This is a genomic window from Agromyces sp. CCNWLW213, from assembly GCF_037199545.1.
Lineage (GTDB): Bacteria > Actinomycetota > Actinomycetes > Actinomycetales > Microbacteriaceae > Agromyces.
In genome coordinates this window covers 1-20,494 of the sequence record NZ_JBBBDX010000003.1, presented here as the reverse complement: position 1 = coordinate 20,494, position 20,494 = coordinate 1, and the positions used below count along the sequence as shown (strand labels likewise).

The following is a 20,494-nucleotide window of genomic DNA, read 5'->3' as shown; positions in this document are numbered from 1 at the left end:
CGCGGCGCGAGGAGCACTGATCAGCATGGACACCACCCTCATCGAGGAATACGACCTCGTCGTCCTGGGCGGAGGCGCGGTCGGCGAGAACATCGCCGACCGGGCCGTCCAGGGCGGCCTCACCGCCGTCATCGTCGAACACGAGTTGCTCGGCGGCGAATGCTCCTACTGGGCGTGCATGCCCTCGAAGGCGCTGCTCCGTTCGCCGTCCGCGCTCCGCGCAGCGCGCAGTGTTCCCGGCGCAGCCCAGGCGGTCACCGGCGATCTCGACGTGGCCGCCGTGCTCGCACGCCGCGACCGGTTCACGTCGAACTGGTCCGACGAGGGGCAGGTGGCCTGGGCCCGCGGCGCCGGGATCGACCTCATCCGAGGACACGGCAGGCTGAGCGGCATCCGCGAAGTGACCGTGCGGACCGACGACGGCTCGACCCTCGTTCTCGCGGCGCGGCACGCCGTCGCGATCGCGACCGGATCCGACGCCGCCATCCCAGACATCGAGGGCCTGCGCGACGCGCACCCCTGGACGAGCCGCGAGGCGACCAGCGTCCGCGAGGTCCCGGCGAGCCTCGCCATCATCGGCGGCGGCGTCGTCGCGGCCGAGATGGCGACCGCATTCGCAGCGTTCGGCACCCAGGTGACGCTCATCGCCCGCGGCGACCTACTGCCCGGCACGGAGCCGTTCGCCCGCGAGCGCGTCGCCGACGCACTGCGGTCCGAAGGGGTGGACCTGCTGCTCCACACGGGCACGGCGCGTGTCCTGCGCGGTGAGGCCGGAGTGACCGTCGAGACGATGACGGGCGACGCCGTCGGCGCCGAGCAGCTGCTCGTCGCCACGGGCCGCACTCCCCGATCGACCGACATCGGCCTCGAGACCGTCGGGCTCAGCCCCGGCACCTGGATCGAGACCGACGACACCCTCCGGGTGCCGGGCTTCGACTGGCTCTACGCCGTCGGCGACGTCAACGGGCGCGCACTGCTCACCCACCAGGGCAAGTACCAGGCGCGCGCCGCGGGCGACGTGATCGCCGCCCGGGCGAACGGCACCACCGTGTCGGATGCCGCATGGGGGGCGCACGTCGCAACCGCCGACCACGCCGCGGTGCCGCAGGTCACATTCACCGATCCCGAAGTGGCATCCGTGGGTCTGACCCTCGAAGCGGCCGAAGCGGCCGGCTACCGGGCCCGCGCGGTCGACTACGAGCTGGGCTGGGTCGCAGGTGCCAGCCTGCACGCCGACGACTATCGCGGACAGGCCCGCATGGTCGTCGACGAGGACCGCTCCGTCATCATCGGCGCCACCTTCGTCGGCCCCGACGTAGCCGAACTGCTGCAGGCCGCGACGACCGCGATCGTCGGCGAGGTGCCGCTCGACCGCCTGTGGCACGCGGTCCCCGCGTATCCCACCGTCAGCGAGATCTGGCTGCGACTGCTCGAAACGTACGGCCGCGACAGCGCCGAGCGTCCCGCCCGCATCGAGAGGGGGTGGGACCTGCACCCCATCACCGCCTGAACGCCCACCTCTCCCATCCATCTGCATTCGAAGAACAGGAAACGAACATGAACACCTCACTCACCGACCCCGTCATCCCCGAAGGACCGGGAACCGTCACCGGCGCCCCCGACCTCCCCACAGGATTCGGCGACACCTTCACCAGCCGCATCATCAACACCGGCGAGGTCCAGCTGCACGCCGTCATCGGCGGACGCGGTCCCGCCCTGCTGCTCATCCACGGATGGCCGGAGACCTGGTACGCCTGGCGCCTGCTGATGCCCGAACTCGCGAAGGACTTCACGGTCATCGCGGTCGACCAGCGCGGCGCCGGCCTGTCCGACAAGCCGGCATCCGGATACGACACCGGCACGGTCGCCCGCGACCTGATCGGCCTCATGGACGCACTCGGACACGAGCGCATCGCGGTCGCGGGCCACGACACCGGCTTCGCCGTGGGCTACGCCCTGGCCGCCGACTACGCCGACCGGGTGACGCGCGTCGCACTCGCCGAGATCCCCGCGCCCCCCGGTGCGACCCCGGCTCCGCCGCTGTTCGTGCCCCGACCGCTCAACGAGAAGCTCTGGCACATCCCGTTCAACCGCGCGGCCGGGCTCCCCGAGCAGCTCATCGCTGGCCGGGAAGACGTCTACTTCGGCTACGAGTTCGCCATCCAGGGCGGCGGCGTGGCCCAGAAGACCATCGACTACTACATCAGCCTGGTCTCCGATCCGACGTCGCTCACCGGGAGCCTCGGCTTCTACCGGTCCTTCGACGAGACGCTGGCACAGAACGCCGAGCGCGCCCAGCGCAAGCTCACGGTGCCGGTCCTCGCGATCGGCGGCGAGCGCAGCTACGGCGCCCACGTCGAGGAGAACATGCACGGCCTCGCCGAGGACGTGACCGGTCTCGTCCTCCGGGGCGCGGGCCACTGGGTGGCCGAGGAGGCGCCGGAACAGCTGCTCGACGCGCTCCGCACCTTCCTCGCTCCCGACCTCGCGGCGTCTGCCGCGCGCTGATCCGCCGACGCGTCCGCCGCCCCGCCGAGCACATCGCCGGCGGGCGGCGGACCGGAAGGGACCGGAACGGAACGGAACGGAAGACCCCACATGACGACCCAGCTCCTCACCCCCGCATCAGCGGACCGGACCGGCCGCGCCCGAGAACGACGTCGCCCGACCCTCCCGCCGGTGCCCGCGTACGTGCTGGCCGCGGCGATCGTCGGCCTCGGGCTGTTCGCCTCAGTGACGCCGTCGCCGCTGTATTCGATCTATCGATCGGCGTGGGACCTATCGCCGCTGACGCTCACCCTCGTCTACGCGACGTACGCCATCGGCGTCCTGCTCGCCCTCCTGATTACCGGATCGGCCTCCGACCGATTCGGGCGGCGACCGGTGCTGCTGGTCGCGGTGGCTGGTCTCATCGCCGCGAGCGTCCTCTCCGCCCTCGCACCAGGCGTTGTGTGGCTCGTCGTCGCTCGCGCAGTGCAGGGAGTCGCCACGGGACTCGCACTCAGCACCGCCGGAGCGGCGCTGCTGGAACTGCATCCCCGCCGCGACGCCGCCGCCGCCGGTCTCGCGAACACCGCCGCCAGCACCGCCGGGATTGCGCTCGGCGTGCTCGTGGCGTCGCTGCTGGTCGAGTTCGACTGGGCGCCCCGCCTGCTGCCCTACCTGGCGCAGCTGGTCCTGCTCGTCATCGCCGCCGTCGGCGTCATGGCGTTGCCCGAGACCGTCGGTCGGCGCGACGCCATCCGCTGGCGGATCCGACGCCCGAGCATCCCCGCCGCAGTGCGAAGACCGTTCACGGTCGCGGCGCTCACCGTCACCGCATCCTGGTCGCTCGGAGGCCTGCTCTTCAGCCTCGGGCCGGCGCTCGGGGCCCGGCTCTTCGACACCACCGACGCCATCGTCTCCAGTGCCGCGATCGTAGCCCAGGCGGCCACGGCGACCGTCTCGCAGGTCGTCTTCCGCCGACTGCCACCGCGCCAGGCCGCTGCGGCCGGATCGGCGGCGCTAGCCATCGGCGTCGTCCTCATCGCCCACGCGGCCGCGACTGGATCGGGGGCGGGGTTCCTCATCGGAGCAGCCGTATCCGGCCTCGGCTTCGGCACGGGATTCCTCGGCGGGCTGCGCCTCCTGACCCGCGCGATCCCCGCCGGCGACCGTGCGGCGGTCATGGCCGCCTTCTACCTCGTCGCCTACCTCGCCCTCTCGGTACCCGCCGTCCTTGCCGGCTCGCTCGTCGGCGCGTTCGGCCTGCAGGTCACCTTCCAGGTGATCGCGGCTCCCATCGCCGTCCTCGCGCTCGTCACCGCCGCGGTCGCCATCCTGCGACGCCCGTCCGGGGCGGCATCCGAAGCCGGAGCGGCGTGACGGGGAGCCCGCCCGCCATCGCCGACAGGCTGACCCACCGACAGCATCATCATCACCCACAGATCGAAAGGAACACCATCATGACCACCCTGATCGACGGGACGCCCCTGCTCGATGAGATCGCCGACGCCGCAGGCGGTGCATCCCGCTGGAACCGGCTCACGCGCATCGACGTGGGCTTCGAACTCGGAGGAGCGCTCTGGGCCCAGTTCGGCCAGCCCGGCCTCACCGGCTACATCGACGCCTCCGTCTCGACCCGGGAGCAGGCGGTCCGGTACCGCTCGTTCGGCTCTCCGGAGGTCAGTGCCGAGTACACGCCTACGGAGGTGGTCCTCCGAGACCCGAACGGCGCGCTGCTCGAGCGGCGAACCGATCCCCGGCCCGTCGTCATCTCGCGTGGCGGCCCTCCCTGGGACCTCGCAGACGCGACCTACTTCGCCGGCTATGCGCTCTGGAATTACCTCAACGTCCCTCACCTGTTCCGGCGCCCGGACGTGCGCGTGGTCGAGATCGAGCCGTGGACCGAGGTCAGCGCGCACACGATCGGCCTGCCCGAGACCTGGCGGCGCCTCGAGGTGACGTTCCCGGACTCGATCGCGACCCACAACGCCACGCAGGTGTTCTACTTCGACGACGACGGACTCCAGCGCCGGCACGACTATGCAGCCGACGTCTTCGGAGGTGCGCCGACCGCTCACTACACCGAGCGCCACCGCGAGTTCGGCGGGCTCGTCCTGCCGACCCGCCGCCGAGTGGTGCCGCGCGACCCGGCCACCGGGCAGACCGAGGACGGTCCCGTCCTGGTGTCACTCGACCTCGTGGCGGTACATCCGCGCTGAACCATCGGCCGTCATCCGAACTGCGGTGCGCCACCTCGGGTCCCCGGACCCGGGCAGTCGTTTCCCGGGACCTGTAGGACCAGTGCCTTCGACGGGTGTGAGTGGGCACCCGACTATCGATGCTGCGTGCAGGGCGTCCGAGCGCCGTCTGCGAGGTCGCGAAGCAACGCGATGCCGGCGCGAGCGCCCCCCGAAGCGGTCCCGACAGCTCGCAATCAACTTCGATCTCCCGCACCACGACAGAAGGAATGGAATCATGGGGCTCCTTGACCGGCTGTTCGGCCGAAAGTTGGAATTCGACCCCGACCAGGTCGTAGTCGACATCCCAACGCGAGACGCTGAGGCCGTCAGGCGATACGAGCGGATGTTGCGCACGGCACCCACTGAGGTCATCGAACGAGCGCACGTCGAAGCGTTCGCTCGCCTCAGCCCGGCCCAGCTCGACCTGCTCTACAGGCGCATGACGGCGTCTGCCTCCGCAGACGACGAGCGGCCCACCGCCGCTCAGCCCGAGATGCTGGCGCGCTGGGCGGCCCGAGCGGAACGGCGTCGACCCGGCCTCATCACGAAGACGCTCGAGGGGGTGCAGTCCAGGACAGACATGAACACCTTCGCGGGCGCAGCGATCATCGACCTCGTGGTGTGGTACGCGCTCGCGTCTACGGCCTGGCATACCTGGCAGAACCCTGACGCGGCCGCAGCCGGGGGCAGCCAGAGCCCCGGCGATCCAGCGGACGACTGGGATTTCGGGCTCTGATCGCCCCGCCTTCACCCCATCCTCGCGCCGCGTCGCGGGCTTGGCCGCGTCGCTGGCTTGACCATCCGCAGAGAGTGCACCGACCCACCGCGCCCTCAGACCGGTTCAGCGCGCGCCACCAATCAGGAACGCCCCGAGCGGTACGATCGCGTACAGGGCCGCATAGCGCGCGGCTGCCGCGTTGCACGCGCCGCATCGAGCGGGACGATCCGCGGACTTCCACGCTTCAGCATGGCGCAAGCAGAGCAGAGATCGGATGTCACCGCAGAAGCGACATCGGATCCCTGCTGCGGCGTCCCGGTAGCAGGCGGTGATGTCGCATGCCGGAGCGAATTCCAATACAGCGATCTTCGCCGTGTCATAGTCTCGCGGGTGGCCCATCGTGTACCTCTCTTCGAGACGGTGCTGCCGGCCCGCGCCCCGGTACGGTGGATGACCGCCATGCTGGGCAGTGCGGCCGGGTCGGTAACCTGCCGGACCTTCGGGCCGCATCAAGGGGCCGGATAGAGACGCGGACTGGCCGACCGCCACGCTCCACCCGCGGCGGCCGACCAGGCGTGACTCGCGACTACCCTCCCGCCTTATAGGGCGCAAGGAACTCCGAGATGATGTGGACCATCTGTTCCGGCGCCTGCTCAGCCAGCCAGTGTCCGACACCGGGGACGACCGCCGATCGCAGATCGTTCGCCGCTCCGGTCAGCGCACCGGCGGCAGCTGCGCCCCAACTCTTCTCGCCGCCGACACCGAGGACGGGCATGGGCAGCGACACGGTCCCACGCTGCATGTTCTGGCCGAGGGTCTGGTCCCAAGCTCGATAGAGCCCGAAGCTCGCGCGGAGAGTCTCGCGGTTCCGCGTATACAGGTCGGTGTAGTAGCGCACCGTCTCCTTCGGCAGCGTCTGTCCGCCGCTTTGAACGGCGAACTCGTACCCGTAATACTTGAGCGCGTTGCTCTTGACCATATCGACGATCAACTCGTCGTCGACTCGGTTGAAGGCGATGTGCCAGAGGCGGTTGTTGTCAGCCGCCGGCACGAAGAACGGTGGTCCCAGCGGGTGCTCGCCGACGCCGGGTGGACCGGGGATCTCGGCGAGGACTACCTGTGCCACCCGATCGGGGTAGTCGGCGGCCAGGGCGTAGCTGATGATGTACCCCGTGTCGTGGCCCACGACGGCGTACCGTGCGTATCCGAGCGCCTGCATCAGGGCGGCGAGGTCGGCCGCCAGCGTCCCGGCGTCGTAGCCCGTGGGGGTCAGGTCGGTCAGGCCGATTCCGCGCTGATCGACGGCGACGACCGTGTACTGGCGCGCGAGGTCCATCATCATGAACCGCCATGCCCACCAGTTCTCAGGCCAGCCGTGCACCAGCAGCAACGGCGGACCCTCCCCGCCGATCACGATGTGCTGCCGGATGCCGTTGGCTTCGACGAACCGGTCGCGGAACGTGTCCGTGAAGCCGCGGGCGAGTTGCGGTGCGCCGGCGACCGAGCCCGCCTGAGCGGCGCCTCGGCCCGCCGCCGCGGCGGGTGAGGCCGAAGCGATGAGTGCCGTGCCGGCAGCCACGGCCATGCCCGTGACCATACCCCGGCGCGAGATGCCGGCCCGTTCGGCGGCGGAGCCCAAGTGGGCGGCCGGCCGATCCCCCGGGGGAACCTTCGTCATGGTGATCTCCTCTCGAAACGGCGGGGAGTTGCCCCACACTGCAGCCTCACTACTTCTGGGGCCTTTCGCGCCCGTCGAAGCCACGGGTGCCCTCCGAACTCATCCCGGGCGGTTGGTTTCGCCTGGTACGCGTTCCTCCGCGATCGCGACGGGTGCAGGGGGACCGGGGATTACGACGGGTGTGGATCTCCGGGCCGCCCGTCAGGCTGGGGCTGCACCGCCGGCGTCAGCCGTTCACGAATCGGAGACCACCGGCCGAGAAGGTGCCGGACCCCGCCGCGGGTAGGTCCCTGACCCGAACGCAACAGCATCATCACGACCACAATGCGCAACAGAACAGAACAAGGACACGGACATGAACATCTCACTCGCCGGTTCCGCCGTCCCGGCAAGCCCCGGCTCTGCCGCCGGGGCTCCTGGCCTACCGGCAGGATTCGCCGACACCTTCACCAGCCGCATCATCGACACCGGCGAGGTTCGGCTACACGCCGTCATCGGCGGGCAGGGGCCCGCACTCCTGCTTATCCATGGTTGGCCACAGACGTGGTATGCATGGCGACGGCTGATGCCCCCGCTCGCGCGCGAGTTCACCGTCATCGCGGTAGACCAGCGCGGCGCCGGACTCTCAGAAAAGCCGACGAGCGGGTACGACACAGGTACCGTCGCGCGCGACCTTGTGGGGCTCATGGATGCACTCGGTCACGAACGCTTCGCCGTCGTCGGCCATGACACGGGCTTCGCAGTGGGATACGCGCTGGCCGCAGACCACCCCCACCGTGTGGCTCGCGCCGCCCTTGCCGAGATCCCGGCCCCTCCCGGTGCGACCCCGTCTCCGCCGCTGTTCGTCCCCCGGCCGCTCAACGAGAAGCTTTGGCACATTCCGTTCAACCGGGCCGAAGGGCTGCCGGAGCAGCTCATCGCGGGGCGTGAGGATGTGTACTTCGGGTACGAATTCGCGATTCAGGGCGGAGGCCTCCCCCAGGAGACGATCGACTACTACGTGAGCCTGATCGCCGATCCGGAGTCGCTGACCGGCAGCCTGGGGTTCTACCGCGGGTTCGACGAGACACTGGCGCAGAACGCGAAACGCGCCGAGCGCAAGATCGCTGCACCGGTCCTCGCGATCGGCGGAGAGCGCAGCTACGGCGGCCACGTCGCAGAGAACATGGAGGGCCTCGCCGAGGACGTCACCGGCGTCGTCATTTCAGGGGCCGGTCACTGGGTCGCCGAGGAGGAGCCTGGGCAGTTGCTCGAAGCCCTTCGCCGATTCCTCGCCCCGTATTCGGCGGGTGCCCGTCATCACCAGGCCGCATCGGTCGGTCGCTGACTGCAGGCCTGCCCGTCCCGCCTGCCCGTCCCGCCGGCTCGACTGGGCCGGCGCGGCGGGCTGGGCGGCGGGATCTTGTGCTCGTCGCCATCGACGCACACGGTCTAGCAGGGCGAGTCCAATCATCGAGGAGCAGGAAATGACCACTCTGATCGAGCAGATCGTCGAGGCCGCGGGCGGCGAGGCAGAATGGGCCGGTATTGCCGAGCTCGGCGTAGAGTTTGAGCTCGGCGGGGCGATCTGGGCCCAGCTCGGCCAGGCGGACGTCGTTGGGCACATCTCGGCGACGGTCTCCGCGCACGAGCAACGGGTGGCCTACCGCTCATTCGGCGAAGCCGCGGCGGGCGCCGAGTACACCCCCTCCGAAGTGCTTCTACGCTACAAGGACGGGACTCCGGACGAACGGCGTACCAAGCCGCGCTCGGCTATCGTCGGGCGCGGCGGGCCGCCTTGGGACCGGTTGGACACGGCGTACTTCGCCGGTTATGCGCTCTGGAACTACCTCAACGTGCCATTTCTCTTTCTCCGCCCGGATGTCGGTGTGGTGGAGGTCGAGCCATGGACCGAGACGAGTTCCCACACGCTGGGTCGACCCGAGGAGTGGCGTCGACTCGAGGTGACCTTTCCGGAGGCGATCGCGACCCACAACAGGACACAGGTGTTCTACTACGACGCCGACGGCCGTCAACGCCGGCATGACTACGCGGCCGACGTCTTCGGCGGCGCCCCGACCGCCCACTACAGCGAGCGGCATAGGGAGTTCGGCGGTCTCGTCCTGCCGACGCGTCGACGCGTTGTCCCACGCGACGCCCGAACCGGGAACACGGAGGACACGCCGGTGCTCGTGTCGCTCGACCTCATCGCGGTCGAGCTTCGCTGATCCTGACCGCGCGGCACGCCCCGAGGTGTCCGGGCTGCGCTTCACTCCTGTCTGTAACCGACTGCCAGCGGTGCTTCCTCCCACCTTGCCGGGGCCAGCCCGAACCCGAGCCCGCCCGGCCCCTAGGGCACGGCTGCAGCGTGCGGGCTTACCCCGGCCTCCATTTCATGCGCGTCCTGCAGGTTGCATGTGTGGCGTTCGACGTGGCTGATCAGCACGCTGTATACCCCACCGGCCTCAGCGAGGTGGTGGAGGAACATTCTGCCTTCCAGGCCATCGCCAGCCCGCAGGGCAGAACGATAGGAATCGAAGTACAGGTCTAGCGTGCGGTAGATGCCCGCCGGTCCACCGCCTGTTCGTGGGAGCACGCGCGCGACCTCGATGCCGAGCATCCCCGGCAGCAGGCCAACGGCGTCGAGCAGCGCCGGGAATGCGCTCTCGAACTCGATCGGGCGCGAAGGCGTCGAGATGATCACCGAGAGCTTGACGCGATCCATTGGTTCAACCTGTCTGCGTGGGATGGAAGCAGCTTTTTCGGGCCGCAATACTCACGGGGTGATGCCGAAGGGCCCCATGGAGTTCAGGTCGAGTCGCAACGTCTCCGCCATCGCCCAGGCGTTGGGCAGCGTGAACACGTCGGCACCGCCGAGCCTGTCCTTCCAGCGGGGGACGATCTCGTCCGCGGTCTGAGCGGCCACGGCGTCCAAGTAGGCACGGAAGACCCCCCAGACGTTCTCCGGGTCGACCGACGCCATGACTACGGGCAGATCCACCCCGGAGAGCGCGGCTTCGGCGGTACTGCGCAAGTCGGTGATGTATTCGAGCTGCACGCGGACGTCCTCGGGCGTTCCTGGGCGGGTGACGTGGCCGCCGACGAACGTGTCGAAATCGTACGCGAGTGCTTGCTCGTGCGCCCTGATGTACCCGGGGACGTTCGCGGAGAGCGCCAGATTCGAGAAGGGGACCCAGCCGGGGAAGATCACGTCGACGAGCATGAGCAATCGCTGCTCGGGCACGTGGATGAAGATGTTTCCTTCGGCGTGGTTGGGACCCGGGAAGTCGAGACGAACGCTGTGGGAACCGGCGTCGATCGTGATCGTCTCGTCGAAGACGTGCGTCGCCTGCGGACGATGCGGGTCGCCCAGCGAGACGAGCCGCTCGGCGGTCGCCCGCTGAGCATAGTAGGGCACATCAGCAGGGAAGATGGACATGGCGCCGACGTGGTCTGAGTGCTGGTGGCTGTACACCACCGCGCTGATCGGCTTGGACGTGACCTTTCCGATCGCCCGGAGGATGTTGTTGCCCAGGGTCGGCGGAGCGTCGACAGCGATGACGCCCTCGTCGGTGCGAATGAAGATGCTCTGATAGGAGCCGTCGCTCAGCCAGAACACGCCATCCGCGAGTTCCTGCATCACGTAGCCGCCCTTCCCCACTGCCGGTCCCTTCGCGTTCTCGGGAACAGGGTGGGTCGGAGCCTCCCGTGTCCGCCTTGCCGCCTCGGCATACGAGTGGACCGGCGTGGTGGAAGGTGTCGTGGTCATGATGGCCTCCAAACTGCTCGAGTGGCATCGATCCTGCACTCGACAGCGTGGCGCCGGTCGAGGGGATACCGAACCGGGGAAACACCCGGGAGTGGCTTCGCCGAGCGCACCCGGACTCCCGGGCGTGGATGTCCCGTGATTGCGCGGGCCTTATCCCGAATGAGTACGTCACGGTTAACTCACGGTTTTGCCGAGCTCACGTTGACTCACTGTGGTTCATGTTCCGCGGGATTCCGCGGCTCGTGAGCCCGAGTGAACCGCCGTGAACCGGCACTTAGGAACTTCTGCTTCCCAAGCAGACAGCGCGGGTTCGATTCCCGTCATCGGCTCTTCGCAAATCCCCAGATCAGACGCACTTTCGATGCTCCGACAGCAGGCGTGCAATCCCACATTACGCACGGAAACAGTCCACGCGGATGCACCTCGATAAGTTCGCGGGGCTGATCAGGGATTTCGACTACTGCGGAGCCGCGACTCTCGATTGCGAAATCGCTCTCGTAGTCACTTAATAGTCACAAATTCCAGCGGACCCTCGCCTCTGCGGAGACGACGACACCGTCGTCATCACTTACGCGAGCACCGGTTCACCGACCGCGTGACGAGCTCGGCGCGAAGGTTCGGTTCGCACGCGCTATCCGGCAGCGCACGATTGAGCGATCGAACGCTGGGTCAGCGCACCAGCGCCGGCCACGGTCGCCACAGCCCATCAGCGGGAACGAGGCCGCGTGTGCGTTCGAGGCGCTCGACCGGTACTTCGTCTGTTCGCGATCGACTCGAGCTGGTGCGGACGCCGGGTTCCTCCAGGCGGTATCCGAGCCAGCCGCTCCCTTGCGGTTTCACGGACTCGCGGTAGTGGCCGGTGACGACCATGCGCACCGTCCACTCCAGCTCGTCGGCGAGGGAACGGACATCGTCATCGCACGCGTCGCACCCGCACACCGGGAAGTGGAAGTCATGCAGCACCCCCGCGTGCAAGTACACGCCCGGGAACGACGTCAGCACGAACGTCAACGGCGCCGACTCAGTCGACCCGGGCGTCAATCGCACCGAGTGAATCGGATCGACGGGTAGGAGAAGCAGGTCCGCCGCCACCTGCGGGCCGGTCTCGACATCGACATCGAACGTGAACCGTAGCCACTCGATCAGCGCATACGCGACGGTGTGCAGGCCCGCGAAGCGATCGAGGTTGCTGGTGCGCGAGTAGGCGTCCTCAGGAGGTCCGTTCACGCCCCACCGGTTGCCGTACTCGATCGGCGTGCCATCCTCATCGACATACACACCCGCCGGGAGCTCGGGTCGCTCGTAGCCCATTACATCTCGACCGTACGCGGCTCAGTTGGCTCGGCGCCGGATCGCGGCCGGAGAGGATCTCTCCACGGAGTGAGTTTCGGGTTCAAGCCCCGTTACTCGGTCTGCTCGCCGGCGATCTCTCAGCGGGCCGCGTCAATGGTCGCGGGCAGCAGGTGCGGCGCGGCGCGCTCGAAGCGCGAGAACGATCGCGAGAGCGATCGCGGAAACGAGGGCAGTCGCGCTGGTCAGGAAGAGCAACGCCGACCAGCGCGAATGGTCCCCGCCGGAGATCATGAAGGTATCGGCGAGGGCCATACCGGCAGGGAATGACGCAGCGAAGTAGGCGGGAGCACCGAGAGCGACGATGACCAGCATCATGACCGCGACGACCCCTGGCCGCGGGCCCGGCGCCGTGATGGCGTAGAGCATGACGAGGGCTGCAAGGAGGAGACCGAGACTGACGAAAACGACGACCGGGAAGGGCGGCAACGATTCACCTGCCTCGGCCACGGCAGCCTGAATCTCCGCAAGAGTGAGGTCCGGCGCGGCCGCCATGGGGTTGAGCACGAGAATCTGCAGCGCACCCAAGACGGCGTATGCGGCCACGATCACGAAGCCCACGATGGCGATTGTCACGGCAGACTTGGAAATCGGGTGGACCATCATGGATCACCCTAGGTGGCACTCGGCTCGCAGGGCCCGACGAACACGATGAAGTCGGCGCAAGGACGATCCCTCAACGAGCCACCGTCGAGTAGGTCTCACGATGGCTTCGCTTGCGGCTCGAGTCTGCGGGCGTGTCGGGCTGCGATCGCGATCACCGCGATGACGGCGACGAGCACTGCCACCTGCGCGAATGCAATGCCTATGTCGGCTCCGGGGATCGGCAGGGCCGCCGCGGCGATGTCGCCGATCAGCATGTAGCCGAACAGCGCGAGCAGCGCACTGAGTGAGATAGCGGTAGCGAGGGGCGTTTGCCAGGGCAGCGCGGCGATCACGCCGAAGCCAACGATCAGCACGGTCGTGGGCAGGCTCGGTCCGAGCCAGCCGAACAGCGCCGCCACTAGTGAGAGGCAGAGCTGCGTGCCCACGGCGCCGAGTGCGATCCAGCGCGCGGCAGCGTTGCGCCCGATTGCTGCCGCGGCAAGCGCCACGACGAAGAGCCCGGCGACGATCACAGTCGGATTGCTGAAGGGTCCCAACGCTCCCGGGTAGACGACCCCGGGCGACCAGGTGATCACCGACACGTAGAACAGCAGGAACGCGACCGCGAGCACCAACGGAACCATCACGGCAGCCCGCCGGCCCTCTGCCACGCCGAACCGGTGTCGCAGGCCACCGATGGCCAGCGCAAGCCGATCGCCGAAACGCGGGCGGACGTCGCCGCGCGCGTCGGCCTGATCAAGCAGGATACCGACGACCACCGCCTCATGCTCGGCGCGCCAATCGGCGGGGTACCACCGCAGCATCCGCCGGTACCGTTCCGCCCGCCCTGTCTCACCCATACGCCCACTTCCGTTCATGCCAACTGCGTTCACTGCGCTGTTGCCGATCTCAAGCCCAACCGGATCCGGGCAAGTCGCGCGGCGGTCTCCATGCGTTCCAACTCAGCCGCCACGGCCTGCTCACCGAGCTGAGTGATGCGGAAGTATCGGCGCAGCCGACCGTCGACCGCTTCGTCACCGTCCGCGGCCACGAGCCCCTCCCGCTGCAAACGCTCAAGGACCGCGTACAGCGTCGCCACTTTCAGCTCCACGCGCCCGTCCGAGGCATCCCGGACCTCCTGCATCAGCGCGTAGCCGTGCCGGCGGCCGCCGCTCAGGGAGACCAACGTCCAGAACGTCGGCTCGCGCATCTCAGACCTCATGACGGCGAGAATACTCAATCAACTGGAATATAGGAAGGTCTCGCCGTCGGGGCCGACAGAGCATCCCTCAATGAGGCATCGTCTGGCCAGCAAGCACCGCTCGACACATGCGGCGCATGGCGATCTGGTGCAGTGATCCTCGAAGGGTCAAGGGGTGATTGGCGTTGCGCTTATGCCGGGTCCCGCCGCAATAGGCCAGAGTTGTGGTGACCATGTCGGCCCAGGCGAGGAGAGACATGGCCCGCCAACATGAGCAGTCGCATCCCCACCCCGGCGCGGCCAGGTTCGGTCTCGTACGAAGTAGGTCATCTGCGGCGCAGCGCGTGAACCGGGCGTTGAGGGTAGGGGCGCCGGCGCCGTTCGCTTTGCCGTCTGCATCGACTGCCAAGAGCGCTGCCATTCACTCATCCCCCTGGCGGGCAGGGGTCTCCACTACACCGACTGAACCCGCCGATCGCCGTGTCATCCGGATAGAAGTCCTTGACCGCCTTCACCGGCGTCGTCCACCAGTAGGATCCCATGTGCTTCCCATTGTCAGCACGAATTGGACAGGTGGAAGGTTTCGTGGAGCCATTGATGATTCCATATCCGGTCACGCCCGACGCGTTACCAAAGTAGGTGGCGCCGCCAGAGTCACCGGAGGTCCACCCCCCACAGTCAGCAGGTTTTTCACCACGCACGCCGTTATTGTTAAAGTCGGCATTCATAGTCGTGACGGGCCAGACGTAAACCCCATCCTGATTGACCTGAAGGACTGGGTTCACGACGTAGTAGCGGCATGTCGAGCCGGTAACTGATCCGGAGGCACACAACTGCTGTCCTGCCAAACGATAGGAGTTGAATTGCATCGCGGTGATCTGGGATGACGTGCTCGACGTGATGCCGCCTGTCCAGATCCAGCGCTGCGTACTCGCAGCAGTTCCGCCCGTGAGGATCTGCCAATCACCACGAAGATCTGCGGCGCTCGGGTATGTGGTTGTGAACTGAGATCCACGGTAGTACCCATTGTTTGACCAGGACCGGTCTAAACAGTGTCCGGCAGTTAGGGTGCCGTTGACCGAGAGTGCCGGGATTTGGATTGGATAGGAGATGCTGCACCAGTATGTATTCTGGCCATCTGTCGCGGCGATCCTTGATCCGCCGTTTGGTGTCGCATCGTCGGCGACGGCGCTGTCAGCACTTCCAAGTTCCTGCGTAGTCACCCAGCGAACGCCTAGGTCCTCGAGCTTCGCCAGCAGTATTGCCGTAGGTTCGCTCACACGCAGCTTCGCCAAGGTGGGATCAGTAGCTGTCACCAGAGAGGACCCGGATGGAGCAGCGACGCTCAGTTCTCCGGTTTCTGGCAGAGGCGCGATCGAGCTGTACACGACACCAGTGTCGTGAAGCGCCGCGGAGGCATCTAATAGGGCAGTTTCAAGCTCATCGGCAGAGAGCGGAACATCGATGAGTTCGTAGGAAGCAGGCGACACGCCCGCTTCATTAAGGATTCCAGCGGCGATAGCCCGCATTCCAGACTTGACATAGACCTCACGAAGTGTTTCGCCGCCAATCCACGCCCCGCTCGCAAACACACCAGGGTTGGACCAGATCACGTCTGCGATGTAAGTACTTTCGGCGCTCTCAGCCAAAGACTCGTCGCGCACGGGCTCTGGGAATCCAGGCAAGGCGTCGACGTACTCAATTACTGGCTCGCTAGACGGGGCAGCTATCGCCGCATCCCCCGGAGTGCTTGCGTATAAAGACCCGACGATCAGAACTGCCGCAGCAGTCGCGGACCATGTCACAGTGCGCATCCACTCTCCCGTATCTACCAACTCGAATTGGAGTGTAGGGTCCCAATCCAAGGGATGTCCAGAGATCGGTATCGACGCAGATCGGTTAGTGCGTACCATGTCCCACATGGATCGGATCACCTGTTCCGTCGCGCTCGTGCCGCTCGTTGCTTCAGCGCTGGTGGGCTGCTCAGCCATCGGTGACGGTCTCCCGCAGCAGGAGAACCGAACTGCGTCGGCCGCGCCGACAGAGTCAAGTCCAGTGGCGACATACCCAGGAACGGGCGTCGGCTTTGACGCAGCGATACAGGGGACGCTGCAGCTCGTCGATAACTGTGTCGTGATGGGGGGCGAAGGCTCGTACGTCGTACCCGTCTTCCCCGATGCAAGCGATGTGTCGTGGAACGACGGCGTCCTGACATGGAATGGAAACGACTATCGTGCAGGCGAGGAGGTATCGTTCGGCGGCGGGGGAACTGCCTCGGAAGATAGCTACATCCCTGAAGGTTGCGCTGGGCTGCCAACTATCCTGATCGGAACGTAGCTCCCCACTCGTTGCGATAAGCCCGCGGATGGCGCGGGCGATAGCACCGCCGAACCTGGTGCCACGGGTCGGCCGACGCGGCCGCGTTCCCTCGATGAGGCAGTCTCCACAGCGAAGGGAGCCGAGCGCCGGCTACGGCGTCATTCGCCATAGGCCTGCCCGATGAATCGCCCGGACGGGGCCCCACGGTTGACGGCACCGTGTCAGACTCGCCGAGGAGGCCGCCGGATGGTCAGTCGCGGCACCGGACCCCGCCTCGTAGTCACTAAATAGTCACAAAATCGGGCTCACGTTGATTCACTCGAGTTCACACTTCCCCGCGATTCCGGGGCTCGTGAGCCCGAGTGAAGTGGAGTGAATCACTACTGGATAACTTCTGCTTCCCAAGCAGACAGCGCGGGTTCGATTCCCGTCATCGGCTCTTCGTGCTTTTTGCCTGATCAGAGCAACTTTCTGACCGTCGATCGATGCTCGTCGATTCGATTTGATTTCGCCGAGTCACGGTTTACTCACGGTTAATGATTCGATTTGTTTTGGTGAGCGAACTGCGCTCAACTCTTCGGCCGATATGGCTCCGGCTGCGTTCACAACCGCGGGTGGCCAATACGAAGCCCGCGATGAGCCCGGGGCGCACGGTGGAGGAGGAGCCGCGGGCCCCCGGGCCTGCATCCGTGCCGGTGCGTTACGTTGACCCAATGCAAGTCCACGGAGCGAGCGAATGACTACCGCCAGCGAGTCATCCGAGGAAGTCATGATCACGATTGCTGAGGTCGTGAGCGTGAGCGCGCATGAGCTGCGGTTGATGACCGCGTCCGAGGCCGGCCTGCTGATCCTCCGCGCCATGCACGCTTCGAAGAGACCGGAATGGTCCGTTCCGAACATGCGCGCGCACGCCGAAGCGAGTGTTCGCATGCGGGCCCGCCGACTCAGCAATCAGCGAGAACTGCCTGAGGCATACCTTCAGTTGAATCTCCCGCAGGTGCTGACTGACGCGTTCGCCTGGTTGATCTCGCGTGCCCTCGTAGGACCGGCTTGCCTCAACAGTGGGGCGACTGGGGAGTACAGCCTGACCGCCGCTGGAATCGCTGCGGCAGAGTCCGGTGACAGTGGCCGCGCGGAGGCGGCCTACCGCCTTCAAGCCGACCTTCACCCCGCGCTGGAGGAGGCGCGGACGCTTTTCGAGCGCGGCAGCTACCAAACCGCGGTCTTCGCCGCCACTCATCAGGTTGAGGTGCGCGTGCGTGAGCTCTCCGGCGCCGGACCAGAACTGTACGGCGACCGACTCATGCGCGCGGCCTTCAATCCAGAGTCCGGACGTCTTGCCACGGGCGATGTGAAGTCGGAGAAGGAGGCGATCGCAAACCTCTTCGCCGGCACCATCGGCGCATTCAAGAACCCCGCGAGCCACCGCGCGGTCGAGTTCGACGACCCCACTGAAGCGGCCGACATCATCCACCTCGCCGACCTGATGTTGCGCATCGCCGAACGGAGCGCGCGAACAGAAGCCCCGGAGGCCGAGGCCTAGCCGTTCCTGCGGCCGCCGCAGCCGCGCCGCTCTAGCCGATGCGGTCTCGGGCGGCGCGGATCGGCGGGCCCGCAGGGCTCAGGCATTCCAACGACCCGCGCCGTGCCCAGGTCGACGCGCTCGAACGGCGCGACCCGGTCGCCGCCGTGGACATCACCCACCAGCACGTCGGCTCGCTGCACGACGACTTGTTGTGGTCCCTGGGCACCGGAACGACGCCGGATGAGCCGCAAGGTAGTAGTGCCGCTCACGACTTCGCCGCTCAACCGCTGCGGCGGCAGTTCCGGCCTACGAGACGGGTGACCAAGCACCGGTTCCGACAGCCGCGGGCATACCGGCAACATCGAACCGGTCGAGGCGGAACGACGCCAGGACTGGCGACGGCGCGCCGGAGAGGATCTCCTCGGCGAGCAGCTCGCCCAGGACCAGCCCGAGCGTCGCGCCCGAGTGGGTGAACAGCGTGAACAGGCCGGCGATGCCCGGTACCGCGCCGATGACGGGCTCGCCGTCGCCGGGGATCGGCTTGAGACCCGCGCCGACGCGCTCGGCCGTCAGCTTCGGATTGCCGGCGAGCACCTTGGACGCCTCGTCGAGCAGGCCCTGCACGGACGACTCGGGCACCGTGATCGAGCCGTCGTCGCCGACCAGCACGGATTGCTCGGCCCAGTCCGCGTCGAGTACCAGTCGGCCGTCCGGCGTCGGGCGGACGGCCACGCGCGGCGTGTTGAGGACGGTCGTCACCTCGACGTCGACGGGGTCGGTGAACAGCACGAACGCTGCCGGCGTGGCATCCGGCACCGTCACGCCGAGGGCGGCGAGTTGCGCCGGAACCGACCCGCCGGTCGCGACCACGACCCGGTCGGCGGCCAGGCGCGTCCCGTCGCCGAGGATCACGCCGGTCGCCGCGCCGTCCTGCACGTCGACCCGCGTGTCGCCGGCATGCTCGACGACCTCCGCGCCGTCGGCGACAGCCTCGGCGACGAGTGCCCCGATGAGGTCGGGCAGGCTGACCCAGCCTTCGCCGGGATTGAAGATCGCGCCCTCCGCGGCGACCGCGTCGGCGTTCACGTCGGGGGCGACGGCGGCCACGTCGGCGCGGTCGACCCAGACGGCGTCGTAGCCGCCGGCCCGCTCGAACGCGAACGTCTCACGGAAGCTCTCGCCCGGGCCGGCCCACTTCATCGCCCCGTCGAAGCGCAGGTAGGCGCGGCTCTCGGGGTGGCGTGCGCTCCACGTTCGGTAGCGGTCGAGCGCGATGAGGCGGAGGTAGTGGTACTCGGCCGAGCGGTCGCCCGACGAGTTCAGCCAGGCGATCGAGCGCCCGGAGGCGCCGTCCGCGAGCGATCCGGCGGTGACGAGCGTCACCCGGGCGCCGCCGCGGGCGAGGTGCGCCGCGGTCGACGCGCCGAGGATGCCTCCGCCGATGACGACGACGTGCTTCTGTTCGGTTGCGGTCATGGTTCCAGTGGTCCTTCTCGTGTTCTCGATCTCGGGGGTCAGGCAGTGACGGATGCCGCGGCGTGCGCCCGCTCGATGAGCTCGAGCACGGCGACCGCGTCGGCCGGGTCGACGGGCACGGGTGCGCCGTCGCGGATCGCGGCGGCGAGGAGGCGGTAGAACGCGCCGTAGTCGCCGCGTTCGGTGGGCACGGGACGTGCGGCGCCGTCGACGCCGAGCATGCCCCAGCGGGCCTCGGCGGTCTCGCCGAAGCCCGGGTCGCCGGGCAGCGCACCCGCGATGAGCGCGGGCTCCTGTCCGTCGAGGCCCCAGCTCGTGTACCCGGCGCGCGAGCCGAGCACGTGGAAGCGCGGGCCGAAGGCCGGCGCGACGGCGTTCATCCAGAGGTGCGAGCGCACGCCCGACTCGTGCCGCAGCGCGACGAACACGTCGTCGTCGGCCGCGGCGCCGGGGCGCCTCCGTTCGACTTCGACGGCCGTCAGTTCGGCGACCGGGCCGAACAGCTGCACGGCCTGGTCGATGAGGTGCGTGCCGAGGTCGTAGAGGATGCCGGCGCCCTCGGCGACCGTCGCTTCGGTCTTCCACGAGGCGGCCGGCTCGGGCTTCCACCATTCGAAGCGCGACTCGAAGCGGCGGACCTCGCCGAGCTCCCCGGCCTCGACGAGCCGCCGCACGGTGCCGAAGTCGCCGTCCCAGCGGCGGTTCTGGAACACCGTGAGCGTGCGGCCGAGCCGTGCCGCCTTCGCGATGAGCGCGCGGCCCTCGTCGGCGGTCACCGCGAACGGCTTGTCGACGACGACGTCGAGCCCGGCGTCCAGCGCCGCGTCGGCGAGCGACGCGTGCGTGCCGCTCGGCGAGCCGATCACGACGAGGTCGAGCCGGTCGGCGGCCGTCCACAGCTCGTCGACGGTCGCGACGGTCGAGGCCGACGGATGCCGCGCCTCGGCGGCGGCCCGCCGGCCCGCGTCGCGCGTGACGATCAGGTCGAGCGAGTAGGCGGGGTCGGCGTCGAGGAACGGGGCGTGGAACACCCGGCCGCTCGTACCGAAGCCGACGACGGCGGTGCGGATCGGCGTGCCTGCGGCATCCGTCATCACAGCACCTCGCTGAGGAATCGGCGGAGGCGGGGGGATTGGGGTCGGTCGAAGAGGTCGTCGGGGTGGCCGTGTT

At 67.9% G+C, this 20,494-nt stretch carries 19 protein-coding genes and 2 tRNA genes; 11 read left to right on the top strand and 10 right to left on the bottom strand.

All coding sequences use genetic code 11. From position 1 onward, the window contains the following. Positions 1–25: 25 nt before the first annotated feature. The 5 genes from WBQ80_RS07355 (at position 26) to WBQ80_RS07335 (ending at position 5,460) form a co-directional block, all read left to right on the top strand. Complete coding sequence (locus tag WBQ80_RS07355) at positions 26–1,510, top strand: dihydrolipoyl dehydrogenase family protein (RefSeq protein WP_336571949.1); 1,485 nt, start codon at positions 26–28, stop codon at positions 1,508–1,510. Positions 1,511–1,557: 47 nt separating this feature from the next. After that, on the top strand, positions 1,558–2,508 hold the full coding sequence (locus WBQ80_RS07350) for an alpha/beta fold hydrolase (protein ID WP_337282504.1): 951 nt from the start codon (positions 1,558–1,560) through the stop codon (positions 2,506–2,508). Positions 2,509–2,598: 90 nt separating this feature from the next. Beyond that, the gene (locus WBQ80_RS07345) at positions 2,599–3,864 is read left to right on the top strand and encodes an MFS transporter (RefSeq protein ID WP_336573434.1); all 1,266 of its coding nucleotides are present in this window, start codon (positions 2,599–2,601) and stop codon (positions 3,862–3,864) included. 80 nt (positions 3,865–3,944) lie between these two features. Then, positions 3,945–4,703: a hypothetical protein gene (locus WBQ80_RS07340; RefSeq protein ID WP_336573433.1), complete on the top strand. Its 759-nt coding sequence runs from the start codon at positions 3,945–3,947 to the stop codon at positions 4,701–4,703. 256 nt (positions 4,704–4,959) lie between these two features. Then, positions 4,960–5,460, top strand: coding sequence for a hypothetical protein (locus tag WBQ80_RS07335; protein ID WP_336573432.1), 501 nt, complete (start codon positions 4,960–4,962; stop codon positions 5,458–5,460). Positions 5,461–6,028: 568 nt separating this feature from the next. Here WBQ80_RS07335 and WBQ80_RS07330 read toward each other — a convergent pair. After that, a complete protein-coding gene (locus WBQ80_RS07330; protein ID WP_336573431.1) occupies positions 6,029–7,120 on the bottom strand; it encodes an alpha/beta fold hydrolase in 1,092 nt (363 codons plus the stop codon). A gap of 355 nt (positions 7,121–7,475) precedes the next feature. Here WBQ80_RS07330 and WBQ80_RS07325 point away from each other — a divergent pair, with 355 nt between their 5' ends. Together WBQ80_RS07325 and WBQ80_RS07320 are read left to right on the top strand one after the other, a co-directional pair. Continuing rightward, positions 7,476–8,447 (top strand): alpha/beta fold hydrolase, encoded by a 972-nt coding sequence (locus tag WBQ80_RS07325; protein ID WP_336573430.1) that lies wholly within the window; start codon positions 7,476–7,478, stop codon positions 8,445–8,447. 139 nt (positions 8,448–8,586) lie between these two features. Beyond that, positions 8,587–9,327 carry a hypothetical protein gene (locus WBQ80_RS07320; protein ID WP_336573429.1) on the top strand — a complete coding sequence of 247 codons (741 nt, stop codon included), beginning with the start codon at positions 8,587–8,589 and terminating at the stop codon, positions 9,325–9,327. Between the two features lie 122 nt (positions 9,328–9,449). Here the strand turns inward: WBQ80_RS07320 and WBQ80_RS07315 are convergent, their stop codons facing one another. Together WBQ80_RS07315 and WBQ80_RS07310 are read right to left on the bottom strand one after the other, a co-directional pair. Further along, positions 9,450–9,824, bottom strand: coding sequence for a hypothetical protein (locus WBQ80_RS07315; RefSeq protein WP_336573428.1), 375 nt, complete (start codon positions 9,822–9,824; stop codon positions 9,450–9,452). Between the two features lie 51 nt (positions 9,825–9,875). Next, positions 9,876–10,868: an MBL fold metallo-hydrolase gene (locus WBQ80_RS07310; protein ID WP_336573427.1), complete on the bottom strand. Its 993-nt coding sequence runs from the start codon at positions 10,866–10,868 to the stop codon at positions 9,876–9,878. Positions 10,869–11,127: 259 nt separating this feature from the next. Between WBQ80_RS07310 and WBQ80_RS07305 the strand changes: the two genes are divergently transcribed. After that, a tRNA-Ser gene (locus tag WBQ80_RS07305) sits at positions 11,128–11,197 on the top strand. A gap of 340 nt (positions 11,198–11,537) precedes the next feature. Here the strand turns inward: WBQ80_RS07305 and WBQ80_RS07300 are convergent. The 5 genes from WBQ80_RS07300 to WBQ80_RS07280 all read right to left on the bottom strand — a co-directional run bounded on the left by WBQ80_RS07300 (position 11,538) and on the right by WBQ80_RS07280 (position 15,617). Then, a complete protein-coding gene (locus WBQ80_RS07300; protein ID WP_336573426.1) occupies positions 11,538–12,179 on the bottom strand; it encodes a DUF6226 family protein in 642 nt (213 codons plus the stop codon). A 132-nt stretch (positions 12,180–12,311) separates the two neighbouring features. Next, positions 12,312–12,824, bottom strand: a complete 513-nt coding sequence (locus WBQ80_RS07295) for a hypothetical protein (RefSeq protein ID WP_336573425.1) — start codon at positions 12,822–12,824, stop codon at positions 12,312–12,314. Positions 12,825–12,919: 95 nt separating this feature from the next. Continuing rightward, positions 12,920–13,627 carry a hypothetical protein gene (locus WBQ80_RS07290; protein ID WP_336573424.1) on the bottom strand — a complete coding sequence of 236 codons (708 nt, stop codon included), beginning with the start codon at positions 13,625–13,627 and terminating at the stop codon, positions 12,920–12,922. Positions 13,628–13,692: 65 nt separating this feature from the next. After that, positions 13,693–14,025 (bottom strand): PadR family transcriptional regulator, encoded by a 333-nt coding sequence (locus WBQ80_RS07285; protein ID WP_336573423.1) that lies wholly within the window; start codon positions 14,023–14,025, stop codon positions 13,693–13,695. A gap of 404 nt (positions 14,026–14,429) precedes the next feature. Further along, complete coding sequence (locus tag WBQ80_RS07280; RefSeq protein ID WP_336573422.1) at positions 14,430–15,617, bottom strand: hypothetical protein; 1,188 nt, start codon at positions 15,615–15,617, stop codon at positions 14,430–14,432. A 307-nt stretch (positions 15,618–15,924) separates the two neighbouring features. On the opposite strand from WBQ80_RS07280, the gene WBQ80_RS07275 reads away from it, so the two are divergent. From WBQ80_RS07275 to WBQ80_RS07265, 3 genes are all read left to right on the top strand, one after another. Continuing rightward, positions 15,925–16,341, top strand: a complete 417-nt coding sequence (locus WBQ80_RS07275) for a hypothetical protein (protein ID WP_336573421.1) — start codon at positions 15,925–15,927, stop codon at positions 16,339–16,341. Positions 16,342–16,679: 338 nt separating this feature from the next. Beyond that, positions 16,680–16,762: transfer RNA gene (locus WBQ80_RS07270), tRNA-Gly, on the top strand. Positions 16,763–17,059: 297 nt separating this feature from the next. Continuing rightward, a complete protein-coding gene (locus tag WBQ80_RS07265) occupies positions 17,060–17,866 on the top strand; it encodes a TIGR02391 family protein (protein WP_336573420.1) in 807 nt (268 codons plus the stop codon). Between the two features lie 288 nt (positions 17,867–18,154). Here WBQ80_RS07265 and WBQ80_RS07260 read toward each other — a convergent pair whose 3' ends face one another. Further along, entirely contained in the window at positions 18,155–19,324 is a 1,170-nt protein-coding gene (locus WBQ80_RS07260) for an NAD(P)/FAD-dependent oxidoreductase (protein ID WP_336573419.1), read from the bottom strand. A 38-nt stretch (positions 19,325–19,362) separates the two neighbouring features. Then, entirely contained in the window at positions 19,363–20,418 is a 1,056-nt protein-coding gene (locus WBQ80_RS07255; RefSeq protein ID WP_336573418.1) for a Gfo/Idh/MocA family protein, read from the bottom strand. Positions 20,419–20,494 lie beyond the last annotated feature (76 nt).